13 protein-coding genes are annotated in these 14,004 nt (G+C 73.2%); 3 read left to right on the top strand and 10 right to left on the bottom strand.

What is annotated here, in order from left to right; genetic code table 11:
- Positions 1–163: 163 nt before the first annotated feature.
- The 5 genes from ABZ261_RS29045 to ABZ261_RS29025 all read right to left on the bottom strand — a co-directional run bounded on the left by ABZ261_RS29045 (position 164) and on the right by ABZ261_RS29025 (position 5,908).
- Complete coding sequence (locus ABZ261_RS29045) at positions 164–1,873, bottom strand: uroporphyrinogen-III synthase (protein WP_356864257.1); 1,710 nt, start codon at positions 1,871–1,873, stop codon at positions 164–166.
- Complete coding sequence (hemC, locus tag ABZ261_RS29040; protein WP_356864255.1) at positions 1,870–2,829, bottom strand: hydroxymethylbilane synthase; 960 nt, start codon at positions 2,827–2,829, stop codon at positions 1,870–1,872. The genes ABZ261_RS29045 and hemC overlap by 4 nt, the downstream gene beginning before the upstream one ends.
- The gene (locus tag ABZ261_RS29035) at positions 2,826–4,526 is read right to left on the bottom strand and encodes a glutamyl-tRNA reductase (protein ID WP_356864253.1); all 1,701 of its coding nucleotides are present in this window, start codon (positions 4,524–4,526) and stop codon (positions 2,826–2,828) included. Before ABZ261_RS29035 ends, hemC begins: the two co-directional genes overlap by 4 nt.
- The gene (locus ABZ261_RS29030; protein ID WP_356864251.1) at positions 4,523–5,299 is read right to left on the bottom strand and encodes a redox-sensing transcriptional repressor Rex; all 777 of its coding nucleotides are present in this window, start codon (positions 5,297–5,299) and stop codon (positions 4,523–4,525) included. The genes ABZ261_RS29035 and ABZ261_RS29030 overlap by 4 nt, the downstream gene beginning before the upstream one ends.
- A 339-nt stretch (positions 5,300–5,638) precedes the next feature.
- Positions 5,639–5,908 (bottom strand): glutaredoxin family protein, encoded by a 270-nt coding sequence (locus tag ABZ261_RS29025; RefSeq protein ID WP_356864249.1) that lies wholly within the window; start codon positions 5,906–5,908, stop codon positions 5,639–5,641.
- Positions 5,909–6,034: 126 nt separating this feature from the next.
- Between ABZ261_RS29025 and ABZ261_RS29020 the strand changes: the two genes are divergently transcribed.
- From ABZ261_RS29020 to ABZ261_RS29010, 3 genes are all read left to right on the top strand, one after another.
- Positions 6,035–6,955 carry an HAD-IB family hydrolase gene (locus ABZ261_RS29020; RefSeq protein ID WP_356864247.1) on the top strand — a complete coding sequence of 307 codons (921 nt, stop codon included), beginning with the start codon at positions 6,035–6,037 and terminating at the stop codon, positions 6,953–6,955.
- Positions 6,956–7,301: 346 nt separating this feature from the next.
- A complete protein-coding gene (locus ABZ261_RS29015) occupies positions 7,302–8,081 on the top strand; it encodes an ECF subfamily RNA polymerase sigma factor, BldN family (RefSeq protein WP_356864245.1) in 780 nt (259 codons plus the stop codon).
- Between the two features lie 252 nt (positions 8,082–8,333).
- Complete coding sequence (locus tag ABZ261_RS29010; protein WP_356864243.1) at positions 8,334–9,563, top strand: DUF5667 domain-containing protein; 1,230 nt, start codon at positions 8,334–8,336, stop codon at positions 9,561–9,563.
- Between the two features lie 69 nt (positions 9,564–9,632).
- On the opposite strand, the gene ABZ261_RS29005 is transcribed toward ABZ261_RS29010, so the two are convergent.
- The 5 genes from ABZ261_RS29005 to ABZ261_RS28985 form a co-directional block, all read right to left on the bottom strand.
- On the bottom strand, positions 9,633–10,697 hold the full coding sequence (locus ABZ261_RS29005) for a lysophospholipid acyltransferase family protein (protein WP_356864241.1): 1,065 nt from the start codon (positions 10,695–10,697) through the stop codon (positions 9,633–9,635).
- Positions 10,698–10,711: 14 nt separating this feature from the next.
- Entirely contained in the window at positions 10,712–11,776 is a 1,065-nt protein-coding gene (locus ABZ261_RS29000; protein ID WP_356864239.1) for an NAD-dependent epimerase/dehydratase family protein, read from the bottom strand.
- A gap of 222 nt (positions 11,777–11,998) precedes the next feature.
- A complete protein-coding gene (locus tag ABZ261_RS28995) occupies positions 11,999–12,097 on the bottom strand; it encodes an AURKAIP1/COX24 domain-containing protein (RefSeq protein WP_003948845.1) in 99 nt (32 codons plus the stop codon).
- Positions 12,098–12,232: 135 nt separating this feature from the next.
- The gene (locus ABZ261_RS28990) at positions 12,233–12,445 is read right to left on the bottom strand and encodes a helix-turn-helix domain-containing protein (RefSeq protein WP_121791081.1); all 213 of its coding nucleotides are present in this window, start codon (positions 12,443–12,445) and stop codon (positions 12,233–12,235) included.
- Positions 12,446–12,573: 128 nt separating this feature from the next.
- Positions 12,574–13,389 carry a phosphatase gene (locus ABZ261_RS28985; RefSeq protein ID WP_356864237.1) on the bottom strand — a complete coding sequence of 272 codons (816 nt, stop codon included), beginning with the start codon at positions 13,387–13,389 and terminating at the stop codon, positions 12,574–12,576.
- Positions 13,390–14,004: the final 615 nt, after the last annotated feature.

Below are 14,004 nucleotides of genomic sequence, written 5' to 3'. Positions count from 1 at the left end.
GTTCCGCGGGCCGTACACCGCGAGTCCCACCACGTCCAGCTCGGCCGTCGGGACGGCGCGGCGCCCCGTACCGCGGTACGGGGCGCGTCGCCTTCTCCTTGGCGCGGCGCGTCCGCCTTGCCGGGCGGCTCGGTCCTACGCCGAAGACCTCACGCCGCGGGCCTCACGTCGTGCTGCGCCGCCTGCGCGCTCCCGGCCGCCGCTCGCTGGGCCGGGTGACCGGGTCACCGGCCTCCAGCGCGGCGAGCCGGCGCTTCGCGCCGAAGTCGGCCAGCGCTTCGGCCAGCTTGTGCACGGACGGCTCCGGGGCCATGACGTCGACCCGCAGCCCGTGCTCCTCGGCGGTCTTGGCCGTGGCCGGGCCGATGCACGCGATCACGGTGACGTTGTGCGGCTTGCCCGCGATGCCCACCAGGTTCCGGACCGTGGACGACGACGTGAACAGCACCGCGTCGAAGCCGCCGCCCTTGATCGCCTCCCGCGTCTCCGCCGGCGGCGGCGAGGCCCGGACGGTCCGGTACGCGGTGACGTCGTCGACCTCCCAGCCCAGCTCGATGAGCCCGGCCACGAGGGTCTCGGTCGCGATGTCCGCGCGCGGCAGGAAGACACGGTCGATCGGGTCGAAGACCGGGTCGTACGGCGGCCAGTCCTCCAGCAGGCCCGCCGCCGACTGCTCCCCGCTCGGCACCAGGTCCGGCTTCACGCCGAAGGCGACCAGCGCCTTGGCGGTCTGCTCGCCCACCGCGGCCACCTTGATGCCCGCGAAGGCCCGCGCGTCGAGCCCGTACTCCTCGAACTTCTCCCTGACCGCCCGGACGGCGTTCACGCTGGTGAAGGCGATCCACTCGTAGCGGCCCGTGACCAGCCCCTTGACGGCGCGTTCCATCTGCTGCGGCGTCCGCGGCGGCTCGACGGCGATCGTGGGGACCTCGTGCGGGACCGCGCCGTAGGACCGCAGCTGGTCGGAGAGCGACGCCGCCTGCTCCTTGGTGCGCGGCACGAGCACCTTCCAGCCGAACAGCGGCTTGGACTCGAACCACGAGAGCTGGTCGCGGCGGGCGACGGACCGCTCGCCGACCACGGCTATCACCGGCCGGCCGCCGTCCGGCGACGGCAGCACCTTGGCCTGCTTCAGCGTCTGCGCGACCGTGCCGAGGGTGGCCGTCCAGGTCCGCTGGCGGGTCGTCGTGCCGGCGACCGTCACGGTGAGCGGGGTGTCCGGCTTGCGGCCCGCGGCGACCAGCTCGCCCGCCGCGGCGGCCACGGAGTCCAGGGTCGTCGAGACCACCACCGTGCCGTCCGATGCGCCCACCTCCGTCCAGCACCGGTCGGAGGCGGTCCGGGCGTCCACGAAGCGGACGTCCGCGCCGTGCCGGTCCCGCAGCGGCACACCGGCGTACGCGGGCACGCCGACCGCCGCCGCGACGCCGGGGACCACCTCGAAGGGCACCCCGGCGGCGGCGCAGGCGAGCATTTCCTCCGCGGCGTACGTATCCAGTCCCGGGTCACCGGACACCGCACGGACGACCCGCCTGCCGCCCCGCGCGGCCTCCATGACAAGATGAGCGGCATCCCGGGCAGGAGACGGGACCGCAGCGGTTGTTGACGTGCCGTCGACGACCGTGAGCTGCGGCGTGCCCGTGCCCGGCGGTGAGACCGAGGAGGGGTCCGCGTCCGTTTCCACGATCGAGACGCCCTGCCGGGCGTGCGTCCGGATCACGTCGAGCACCTCGTGCTCGGCGATCAGGACGTCCGCGTGCGACAGCGCCTCCACGGCGCGCAGAGTCAGCAGTCCCGGATCTCCGGGTCCGGCACCGAGGAAGGTGACGTGCCCGTGCTCCGGACCGGCGGTGGGAAGAGTGGTGGGGCTCAATGTGCTCGCTCCCCCATCAGACCGGCCGCACCCTGGGCGAGCATCTCGGCGGCGAGTTCGCGGCCGAGCGCCGACGCCCGGTCGTGCGTCTGGGGCACGGGACCGGTGGTGGACAGCTGCACCGTGCGGGTGCCGTCGGTGGTGCCGACGACGCCGCGCAGGCGCATTTCCTTGACAATCTGCCCGTCGGCCAGAAGGTCGGCCAGCGCGCCCACCGGGGCGCTGCAACCGGCCTCCAGGGCGGCGAGCAGTGACCGCTCGGCGGTGACGGCGGCCCGCGTGAGCGGGTCGTCGAGCGCGCCGAGCGCCGCGATGAGGTCCGCGCGGTCCGCGGCGCACTCGATCGCCAGGGCCCCCTGGCCGGGGGCGGGCAGAACCGTGTCGACCGACAGGAAGTCGGTGACCTCGTCGATCCGGCCGAGCCGGCTGAGTCCGGCGGCGGCCAGCACGACCGCGTCCAGCTCACCGTCGCGGACGTACCGGATGCGGGTGTCGACGTTGCCGCGGATCGGGACCGTCTCGATGTCCAGGCCGTGGGCGCGGGCGTACGCGTTCAGCTGCGACGCGCGGCGCGGGGAGCCGGTGCCTATGCGGGCCCCGCGGGGCAGGTCGGTGAGCTTCAGGGCGTCGCGCGCGACGATCACGTCCCGCGGGTCCTCGCGCACCGGTACGGCGGCCAGGACCAGCTCCTCGGGCTGCGTGGTCGGCAGGTCCTTGAGCGAATGAACCGCGAAGTCGACCTCGCCCCTCAGCAGCGCGTCCCGCAGCGCCGTCACGAAGACGCCGGTGCCGCCGATCTGCGCCAGGTGCTCGCGCGACGTGTCGCCGTACGTGGTGATCTCCACCAGTTCCACGGGCCGGCCGGTCACCTGCCGGACGGCCTTTGCCACCTGCCCGGACTGGGCCATGGCGAGCTTGCTCCGCCTGGTCCCCAGCCGCAGTGCCTTCTCACTCATGCCGGCCCTCGGTTCTCGTTCGCTGTGCTGTCCCCGGCCCGGGAGACGGCGGCCACCGTCTCCGGGTCGAGGTCGAAGAGGGTGCGCAGCGCGTCCGCGTACCCGGCGCCGCCGGGCTCGGCCGCGAGCTGCTTGACCCGTACGGTCGGCGCGTGCAGCAGCTTGTCCACGACCCGGTGCACGGCCTGCCGGATCTCCCCGCGCTGGCGGTCGTCCAGCTCGGGCAGGCGGCCGTGCAGGCGGGCGATCTCGCCGGCGACGACGTCGGCGGCCATGGTCCGCAGCGCCACCACGGTCGGGGTGATGTGGGCCGCCCGCTGGGCCGCCCCGAAGGCCGCGACCTCGTCGGAGACGATACGCCGGACCTGGTCCACGTCGGCCGCCATCGGGGCGTCGGCGGAGGCTTCCGCCAGCGACTCGAGGTCGACCAGGCGCACCCCGGCCAGCCGGTGCACGGCCGCGTCGATGTCGCGGGGCATGGCCAGGTCGAGGAGGAAGAAGAAGGGCGCCGGCCGCTGCGCCGGCGGCTCGGGCCTGCGCCGCTCCGGGATCCGGCCGACGGTGGCGGCGGTCGCGGCGAGCGCGGTGATCAGCTCGGCCTCCGCCTCGGGGGTGCGGCGCTCCCGGCGGTCGGCCGCGCCCCGCTCCAGCAGGGAGGTGCCGCCGCCCACCCAGGCCGCGTGCTGCTCCAGGGTGGCCGCGTCCAGGCCGGCCACGGCGGCCTCGCCCATGACGGAGAAGCCGGGCTGTGCGGCGGCCAGGTCCAGCGGGCAGTTCTCGTCGGCGCCCGCGGACGACGTCTTCGTCCTGGCGGCGGTACGGGGCGTGTCGGCGATCTCGGCGGCGGGGGCGCCGGTGCGGCCCTCGACGGCCTGCGCGACCGCCTCCGCCGTGAGCACCAGGCCCGTCGCCCCGGTACAGGAGACGACGACGTCGGCACGTGCCAGCTCGCCCGGGACGGCGTCCATCGTCACCGCGCGGGCTTTCACGGCGGTGTCGTCGCCCTGGGCGAGTATCTGCGCGAGCCGTTCGGCGCGCTCGAAGGTGCGGTTGGCGACGACGACCTCGGCGACGCCGGTCCGGGCGAGGGTCGCGGCGGCCAGCGAGGACATCGAGCCGGCGCCTATGACCAGCGCCTTCTTGCCCGCCGCCCATTCCTGGACGTCGCCGCCCGCGGCGAGCTGCTCCAGGCCGAAGGTGACCAGGGACTGCCCGGCGCGGTCGATGCCGGTCTCGGAGTGGGCGCGCTTGCCGACCCGCAGGGCCTGCTGGAACAGGTCGTTCAGCAGCTTGCCCGCGGTGTGCAGCTCCTGGGCGCGGGCCAGGGAGTCCTTGATCTGCCCGAGGATCTGCCCCTCGCCGACGACCATCGAGTCCAGGCCGCAGGCCACCGAGAACAGGTGGTGGACGGCCCGGTCCTCGTAGTGCACGTACAGGTAGGGGGTCAGTTCCTCCAGGCCGACGCCGCTGTGCCGGGCGAGCAGCGTGGACAGCTCGGCGACACCGGCGTGGAACTTGTCCACGTCGGCGTAGAGCTCGATGCGGTTGCAGGTGGCGAGGACCGCGGACTCGGTGGCGGGCTCGGCGGCGACCGTGTCCTGCAGCAGCTTGGCCTGGGCGTCCGCGCTCAGCGCGGCCCGCTCCAGCACGCTGACCGGGGCACTGCGGTGGCTCAGCCCGACGACGAGGAGACTCATGCCGGCATCACGGCGGGTACGTCCCCGTCGGGCCCCTGGTCGGCGTCGTCACCGGCGGCCACCCGCCGGGCGGTGGCGGCGGGCAGCGCGCCGTCGCCCGCGGCGGTCTCCTCGCCGGCCTTGCGCTGCTCGTGGAAGGCGAGGATCTGCAGCTCGATGGAGAGGTCCACCTTGCGCACGTCGACGCCGTCCGGGACGGACAGCACGGTCGGCGCGAAGTTCAGGATGGAGGTCACGCCGGCGGCGACCAGGCGGTCGCAGACCTGCTGGGCGGCGCCGGCGGGGGTGGCGATGACACCGATGGAGACCCCGTTGTCCTTGATGATCTTCTCGAGGTCGTCGGTGTGCTGCACGGGGATGCCCGCGACGGGCTTGCCGGCCATCGCCGGGTCGGCGTCGATCAGCGCGGCCACCCGGAAGCCGCGGGAGGCGAAGCCGCCGTAGTTGGCGAGCGCGGCGCCGAGGTTGCCGATGCCGACGATGACGACCGGCCAGTCCTGGGTCAGGCCGAGCTCACGGGAGATCTGGTAGACGAGATACTCCACGTCGTAGCCGACACCGCGCGTTCCGTAGGAACCCAGGTACGAGAAGTCCTTGCGCAGCTTGGCGGAGTTGACCCCCGCCGCCGCGGCCAGCTCCTCGGAGGAGACCGTGGGCACCGAGCGTTCCGACAGCGCGGTCAGGGCTCGGAGGTACAGCGGAAGCCGGGCGACGGTGGCCTCGGGAATCCCTCGGCTGCGGGTCGCCGGTCGGTGTGTTCGGCCAGTTGCCACGGTGCTCCTGCGGGTAGAGCGGGGCTGCAGGCGGTCACACGTCCCCAGACCGCCCCGTCGACAGCAGGCTATGTCTTTGTGAACGCGTGCACAAAGATGGTGTCCGATTTGCCCGGCAGAAGTGACCGGGGTCACGCCATGTTCACGCCCTCGGCGGGAACCGACGGACACGCACCGGCGTTCCTTCATTACTGGGGGCAAAATCGCCCACTCTCCTCACGAATCTCGCCCCCGAGACCACAGCGCCATCGATCCTAAGCGACTCCCCGGCCTGTTTGGACTAGTCGGTCAGTGCCCTGACCCAGTGCCCGGCGCAGTGCCCGGGCTCAGTGCCCGGCCCTAGCTCAGTGCCCGGCGCAGCCGTTCCTCGTTCACGCGCCAGAAGGTGTGCTGCTCCCCGTCGATCAGCACGACCGGGATCTGCTCCCAGTACCGGTCGTACAGATCCCGGTCCTCGGTGATGTCCCGCGACTCCCACTCCACGCCCAGCTCGGCGCACACTTTCTCGACCACCTGCTGCGCGTCGTCGCACAGGTGGCAGCCGGGCTTGCGGACGAGCGTGACGAGCCGCTCGCGGGGCTCTGCCTTGCGTCGGAAGAGGGGACTCATACCGGCCATTCTCGCGTGCCCGGCGTCCGTCCCCGACCGGTCCCGAACGATTCCGTCACCCGCAGTTCACACCGCGCCGGTCTCCCGGCTCCCTGAACTGCGGTGCCGACTGGCTATGCTCACGTCATGGCCGCACTTGGATGGCTCACCCATCGCAGGCGCTCCGCCACGGCGCGGAGCGTGTTGGCAGGCGAGGCCTCGGCGGAGGCCGCCCGCAAGTCCTCGCAGGAGAGCGCGCGGGTCCGGCCCGACGAGCCGGTGTTCCCGGTGATCGGCGACGACCGGGCCGCCGCCTTCTTCGACCTCGACAACACGGTGATGCAGGGCGCCGCGCTCTTCCACTTCGGCCGCGGGCTGTACAAGCGGAAGTTCTTCGACACCCGGGATCTCGCCAGGTTCGCCTGGCAGCAGGCGTGGTTCCGGCTGGCCGGCGTCGAGGACCCGGAGCACATGCAGGACGCCCGGGACTCCGCCCTCTCGATCGTCAAGGGCCACCGCGTCGCCGAGCTCAGGGCCATCGGCGAGGAGATCTACGACGAGTACATGGCCGAGCGCATCTGGCCCGGCACCCGCGCCCTCGCCCAGGCCCACCTCGACGCCGGCCAGAGGGTGTGGCTCGTCACCGCCGCCCCGGTGGAGATCGCCCAGGTCATCGCGCGCCGCCTGGGGCTCACCGGCGCCCTCGGCACCGTCGCCGAGTCGGTGGACGGCGTCTACACCGGCAAGCTGGTCGGCGAGCCGCTGCACGGGCCCGCCAAGGCGGAGGCGGTCCGCGCCCTGTCCGCGGCGGAGGGCCTCGACCTGTCCCGCTGCGCGGCCTACAGCGACAGCCACAACGACATCCCGATGCTGTCCCTGGTGGGGCACCCCTACGCCATCAACCCGGACGCCAAGCTCCGCAGGCACGCCCGCGAGCAGGACTGGCGCCTGCGGGACTACCGGACGGGCCGCAAGGCGGCGAAGGTCGGCATCCCGGCCGCGGCCGGGGTCGGCGCGGTCGCCGGCGGCACCGCGGCCGCGATCGCCCTGAGCCGGCGGCGCCGGTAACGCTCCGCGGGGCGGGCCGGGCCCGCCGCCGCGGCTCCTCCCCGGCCCCCTCGGGGCCCCTCCAGCTCCGCGTCGCCCGCGCGCCCGGATTATGCCGCGGCCATTTCAACACGCCCGGAGTCCACCGAAAGTCGCCCCGTTCCGATCACCAAACGATCGATCTGCGGCATACGACACAGCCTCGAACGGTCACAGAAGCAACGCAATCGGTGATTTGAGCAACTCGGTGTAGCGACGCCTGTACGAAGCGTTATTCTCCTCAGACGCATACCGGTACCCCTCCGTCGCTACGACGGGTGAACGGTCCCGCACTGCACGTGATGGAAGCTCTGCCTCTGGGAGTCCCGTGTACCCACACGTCGGGGTTGACGCCTCGGGCCTGGCTACGCTGCGCGCAACGGTCGCGACGGTCAAAGACACGCTGCGCGGCTTCGTCCCCCCCGCGTATGCCGTCCCCGCCTTCGCCGCCGCCGCGCCCGCGGGCCCGTGCTACGCACTGGCCGACGGCGGCGCCGCCGTCGGCAGACGAGGGCGTGCCACCGGCGCGGCCACCGCCCGCCGTCCGGCCGCCGACAGCGACAGCGCCCGGATGATGGACCTCGTCGAACGCGCCCAGGCGGGGGAGGCCGAGGCCTTCGGGCGCCTCTACGACCAGTACAGCGACACCGTGTACCGGTACATCTACTACCGCGTCGGCGGCCGGGCGACCGCCGAGGACCTCACCAGTGAGACCTTTCTGCGGGCGCTCCGCAGGATCGGCACCTTCACCTGGCAGGGCCGCGACTTCGGGGCCTGGCTGGTCACCATCGCCCGGAACCTGGTCGCCGACCACTTCAAGTCCAGCCGGTTCCGGCTCGAGATCACCACCGGCGAGATGCTCGACGCCAACGAGGTCGAGCGCTCCCCGGAGGACTCCGTCCTGGAGTCGCTGTCGAACGCCGCCCTGCTGGAGGCCGTGCGCCGGCTCAACCCGCAGCAGCAGGAGTGCGTGACGCTCCGCTTCCTCCAGGGCCTCTCGGTCGCCGAGACGGCGCGGGTCATGGGCAAGAACGAGGGCGCCATCAAAACCCTCCAGTACCGCGCGGTGCGCACGCTCGCCCGGCTGCTGCCGGACGACGTGCGCTGAGGCGCGCGGCGCCGGGCGGCACGCGGTGGCGGCGCGACCCCAACTCGCGCTCTGTGACGGCTCGTTGACTTTCCGACCCGATCATCCGCCGTCCGTAACCCAAGTGCCGCGCCAGTCGTTGTGCGGGATACAGGCTCCCTGTGGTCACGTCCTGGCCGTCCCCGATCACCCGATCGGGGGAAACGGTCGCGGACGTGCAACCCTCAGGACCCCCTGGGGAGTCGACCGTCATGACGAGAGGAGGTGCCGCCAGTGATCGCGAACGTATCGGCGCACCGGCGGGCGAACGCCTTCGCCCAGGCCCTGGAGGAGCAGTCGGACCGGGACCCGGCGGCCGAGCAGTCCGCAGCACCGGCGGGATCACCGCCGACCACCGGGGAACGCACCGACCAGGGCGAACTGCTGGCCCTGGCGGCGGGACTCGGCGCGCTGCCGAAGCCGCAGCTCGACCCCGAGGTCAAGGTCGTCCAGCGGGCCCAGCTGGTGGCCGCGATGGAGGCCATGCTCCAGGAGGGGGCCGGGGCGGCGGATGCGCCGGTGCCGGAACAGCGCTCCCCCCGGGCCAAGGGCGCGCACCGGGCGAGCCCACTGGGCAAGTTCCGCCCGCGTACCAGACTGACCAAGGGGCTCGCGGCCGGCGGGCTGAGCGTCGGCGTGGCCGCCGGAGCCTTCGGCGGGGTCGCGGCCGCCAGCTCCGACGCCCTGCCCGGCGACTCGCTGTACGGGCTGAAACGGGGCATCGAGGACTTCAAGCTCAACTACCTGGCCGACGGCGACGACCAGCGCGGCCAGACCTACCTCGACCAGGCGTCCACCCGGTTCAGCGAGGCGAGACGGCTGCTGGAGCGCGGCCGAGGCGGCCACCTCGACCACGAGTCCATCGCCGAGATCCGCCGCGCCCTCTCCGGCATGCAGCACGACGTCGTCGAGGGCCACCGCCTGCTCCACGCGGCGTACCAGGCCGATCCCGAATCCCTCGGCCCCATCCAGGCCCTGTCCACGTTCTCGCGGTCCCACCGCGAGGCCTGGAGCGCGCTCAGCGACAAGCTGCCCGTACAGCTCGGCGACGTCAAACAGCAGGTGTCCTCGGTCTTCGACGCCATAGACGAAGAGGTCGCCCCGCTCCAGTCGCTGCTCCCGCAGCCCTCCCCCGAGCCCGGCGACGGCAAACGGAAGGAACGCTCCCACCGGCCCTCCTCCGGCTCCTCCGGCGCCCACCGGTCGGCGGCGCCCAGCTCCACCGGCACCCCCTCCACCGGCAAGCACCCCGGCACCGGAAGCCCCAGCGGCACGGCCACCGGCGACAGCGACGGCGGCCTGATCGGCGACACGGGCGGCCTGCTCGCCCCGCCGGAGACCGGTTCCGAAGGCGGCTCCCCGTCCGCCGGCAAGCCCCCCACGGGACAGCCGGACGTCACCATCCCCCCGCTCCTGCCCGACCTGCTCCCCGGTCTCGACATCCAGGGCCAGGACCCGGACTGACCGCCGCCCGTCCACGACGCCGGGGGCGCCCTTCCCGAGCGGGGCGCCCCCGGCGTCGTGCCCGCACCCTCAGAAGAAGACCGACCTGCGCTGCACCAGCAGCTTGTACAGGGTGTGCTGGATCTGCTCGCGGACCTGGTCGGTCAGGTTGAACATCAGCATGGGATCCTCGGCGGCCTCCGGCGGATAGCCGTCCGTGGGGATCGGCTCCCCGAACTGGATCGTCCACTTGGTGGGCAGCGGGATCGCGCCCAGCGGGCCCAGCCAGGGGAAGGTCGGCGTCAGCGGGAAGTACGGGATGCCCAGCAGACGGGCCAGCGTCTTGGCGTTGCCGAGCATCGGGTAGATCTCCTCCGCCCCGACGACCGAGCACGGGACGATCGGCACCCCCTGGCGCAGCGCCGTGGACACGAACCCGCCCCGGCCGAACCGCTGGAGCTTGTACCGCTCGCTGAACGGCTTGCCGATCCCCTTGAAGCCCTCCGGCATCACCCCGACCAGCTCGCCCTGGCCCAGCAGCCGCTCCGCGTCCTCCGCGCACGCGAGGGTGTGCCCCAGCTTGCGGGCCAGCTCGTTGACCACCGGAAGCGCGAAGACCAGGTCGGCGGCGAGGAGCCGCAGGTGCCGGCCGGCCGGATGGTGGTCGTGCACGGCGACCTGCATCATCAGCCCGTCCAGCGGCAGCGTCCCGGAATGGTTGGCGACGATCAGCGCCCCGCCCTCGGCCGGGATGTTCTCGACGCCCTTCACCTCGACCCGGAAGTACTTCTCGTACACCGGCCGCAGCAGCGACATCAGGACCTGGTCGGTCAGCTCCGGGTCGTAGCCGAAGTCGTCCACCTCGTAGTCCCCGGTCAGCCGGCGCCGCAGGAAGGCCAGACCGGCCGCCACACGCCGCTCCAGGCCACCGTCCGGCCCACCGGCCCCCGGCGGCCGCGGCGGCTCCTCCGCGCGGCCCAGGGGCCCGTCACCGGGCGTCTGCGCCCGCCCCGGGAGCGGCTGGACCTCGCCGATCTCCCCGGCCTCGCCGACCGCACCGCGCCGGCCGGACCCGCTCCGGCGCCGCGCCGGGCGCTGCGCGGCGCTCCCGCGGGACCGGTCGTCGTCGAACGGAATGACCTTGGCGTCCGCCATCGTTGCTGCGCTCCTCAGTCGGCGCTGTGCGTCTGGAGCTGACCGGCCGCGTCACGCGCGGTCAGCTCGGCGATCCGGTCGACGGCCCCCGCGAGGGCCTCCGGCGGCAGCAGCCCGGGCCCCTGGCCGCGCGCGAAGTCCGCGAACGTCTCCGCCGTGGTGTACCTGGGCGTGAAGCCCAGCGTCTCCCGCATCTGCACGGTGTCCACCACCCGCCCGTGGGTGAGCAGCCGGATCTGCTCCGGCGAGAAGTCCGTCATTCCCAGCGTACGCACCAGGGAGCCGGCCCAGGTGACCGCCGGCAGCGGCAGCGGCACCGTGGGCCGGCCGAGCCGCCGCGAACACTGCGAGAGCAGCAGCACACCGTCCCCGGCGATGTTGAACGTGCCGCTGTTGAGGGTGCCCCGGCGCGGCTCGTGCGAGGCGATCCGCAGCACCTCGACGACGTCGTCCTCGTGCACGAACTGCAGCCGCGGGTCGTAGCCGAACACGGTGGGCAGCACGGGCAGCGCGAAGTAGGAGGCGAGCGGGGTGTCCGCGACCGGTCCGAGGATGTTGGCGAACCGCAGCACGCACACCGCGACGTCCGGCCGCCGCCGCGCGAACCCGCGCACGTACCCCTCGACCTCGCAGACGTCCTTGGCGAAGCCGCCGCTGGGCAGGGACTTCGGCGGGGTCGTCTCGGTGAACACGGCCGGATCGCGGGGCGCCGACCCGTACACGTTGGTACTGGACTTCACCACCAGCCGCTGCACGGCCGGCGACTTCTGGCAGGCGCCGAGCAGCTGCATGGTGCCGATGACGTTGGTCTCCTTGACCGTGGCCCGGCTGCCGCCGCCCAGTGCCGTGCCCGTCACGTCCAGGTGGACGACCGTGTCGGCGCCGGTCTCGGCGAGCACCCGGGCGATGGTCGGCTGCCGGATGTCGGCCTGGATGAAGTCGGCTCCGCCCAGATGGTGCCCGGGCCGCACCGCGTCGACGGCGATCACCCGGTCCACCTCGGGGTCCCGCTGGACACGCCGCACGAACCGGCCGCCCAGCTGCCGGGCGACCCCGGTGACGAGCACGACCTTTCCCAAGATCAGCGCCTTCCTTCCGCGTTGCCGGTTCCCGCGTTCCCCGTCAGCGCCAACCTAGCGGGTCCCCGGCGCACTGTGACGACCCCAGGTGCGCAGGTGTCGGAATTTCCCCCGTCCCCACCACCGGAATGCGCCGCGCGCCGCGGAACACGGCCCCGGACATGCCTGTGGCCCCCCACCGCTGCCGGTGGGGGGCCACAGAGTCACGCTCTCGCGCGCCGCTTACTTCTTGTTGCGACGCTGCACACGCGTGCGCTTGAGCAGCTTGCGGTGCTTCTTCTTGGCCATCCGCTTGCGCCGCTTCTTGATAACAGAGCCCACGACTACCCTCGCTCACTTCTCATCACTCGGTTGTTTGGGCGCCATGGGCCCACACGACCTACGAGGGGCTAGCCTACCCAACCGAGCGCCGAGGTCGTAATCGAGGGGGTGTCCCGGGGTCGCCGGGCGCCGCCGTCAGGCCGTCTCCACCCCCACGTAGCTGTCGCGGAGGTACTCGTGCACCGCTTGCTCCGGGACGCGGAAGGACCGCCCCACGCGGATCGCGGGCAGATGACCGCTGTGCACCAGGCGGTACACGGTCATCTTGGACACTCGCATCACCGAGGCGACCTCCGCCACGGTAAGGAACTGAACCTCGTTCAGAGGCCTCTCGCCAGCTGCAGCCATGACACACCTGAACCTTCCGCACTCGACGGCCACCGGCTTCCCCTTCCGGTGACTCTTCGTCGTTGCGCGCTCACTCCCCAGACTAGGGGCGGGTGATGCGAGTGGGGAAGAGGTACACCATCGGCGGCCTACCGTGACAGACAGGCCCGATTGAGCACGTAGCGGGCCAGCGGCCGGTAGGCAGCAGACGGCACGGCGTCATCAACCGGAACGACGACGGACACCCGCCCCTCCGCCTCACCCACGAACGGCGCGGGATCATCCGTGTCGGCCAGCCCGATCGCCTCGAACCCCAGCTGACCTGCACCGCAGACCCAGCCGTGATCTCCGACCACCAGCTCGGGAAGCGGCCCGCCGGCCTCCGCGGCGGCATCCAGCGCGACCCGAACCGGCAGCGGCGAATGGCTGTGGACGCCCGGCTCACCACCGGGGCGCTCACCCGCCGGTTCCCGCACCAGGGCAACCCCGCGTACGTAGTCGAGGCGTTGGGTGCGTAGACCGAACCGGGTCAATATGTCGACAGAGCGACCCTGCGCCGGGGTGAGGACCTCACATCCCGCCGCCGACAGGGCGTCCGCCAGACCGGCGTAGAAACCGAGCAGCCGCTGCGGGTGCCCGGTGCCGAACAGCACCGGCGCGCCGCGCCGGGCCGCCTCCCGGAGCCGCTCCGCGAAGGCGTCCAGCGCCGCCAGCGTCCGCTCCGGATCGATCACATCCGGTCCGCGGGTGTGGCGGGGATCCGCCGAGACCCCGCACTTCCGCGCCATCAGCCGGAGCACGTCCCGCTGGCCCCACGCCCCCTCGGGGTCGATGCCGATCAGCACCCGCGGATCCCGGGCGGCGAACAGCCGGTACCTGCGCAGGCTGTCCTCCCGGGCGGTGGCCACCACCCCGGCCAGCCGAGCGGCCACCAGATGCGCACGGAGACGGGCGGGGGTCCACACGGGTGCGATGGTGACGCATCGGGGGCGGGGGCGGGGCGCGAACCGGGGAAGTCCGCACAGCCGGCCCAACGAACGCCTGCCCGACCCCGCACCGGCCGAAGGCACCCCCCCCCGCCCGACGCCGAGCCGACGACAGCGCCAGCGCCAGCGGCGGCGGCAGCACGGGCGCGAGGGCAGTCGCGGCGCGAGAGCTACGGCAGGGCAACGGCAGCACCACCGCCAGGGCAGCGGCAGTGGCAGGGCAGCGGCAGTGGCAGGGCAGCGGCAGTGGCAGGGCAGCGGCAGTGGCAGTGGCAGGGCGACGGCAGCGCCACCGCCAGGGCAGCGGGAACGCGGGGGCAGCGGCAGCGGGGGCGCGAGGGCTACGGCGCGGCAGCGGCAGCGGCAGCGGCAGGGCAGCCGACCCGCGGCCCCCACGGTCGTCACGGCCCCGAGAACCACCACGTTCGCCTCGGCCGTCGTCGCGGCGGAGGCCACCGCGGACGTCGTCCCGGCGGCAGGGGGACAGCGCCACCGCCAGGGCAGCGGCAGCGGCAGGGCAGCCGACCCGCGGCCCCCACGGTCGTCACGGCCCCGAGAACCACCACGTTCGCCTCGGCCGTCGTCGCGGCGGAG

This window comes from Streptomyces sp. NPDC006193 (assembly GCF_040613915.1).
Taxonomy (GTDB): domain Bacteria; phylum Actinomycetota; class Actinomycetes; order Streptomycetales; family Streptomycetaceae; genus Streptomyces.
This window is presented reverse-complemented; position numbering and strand designations above follow the sequence as displayed.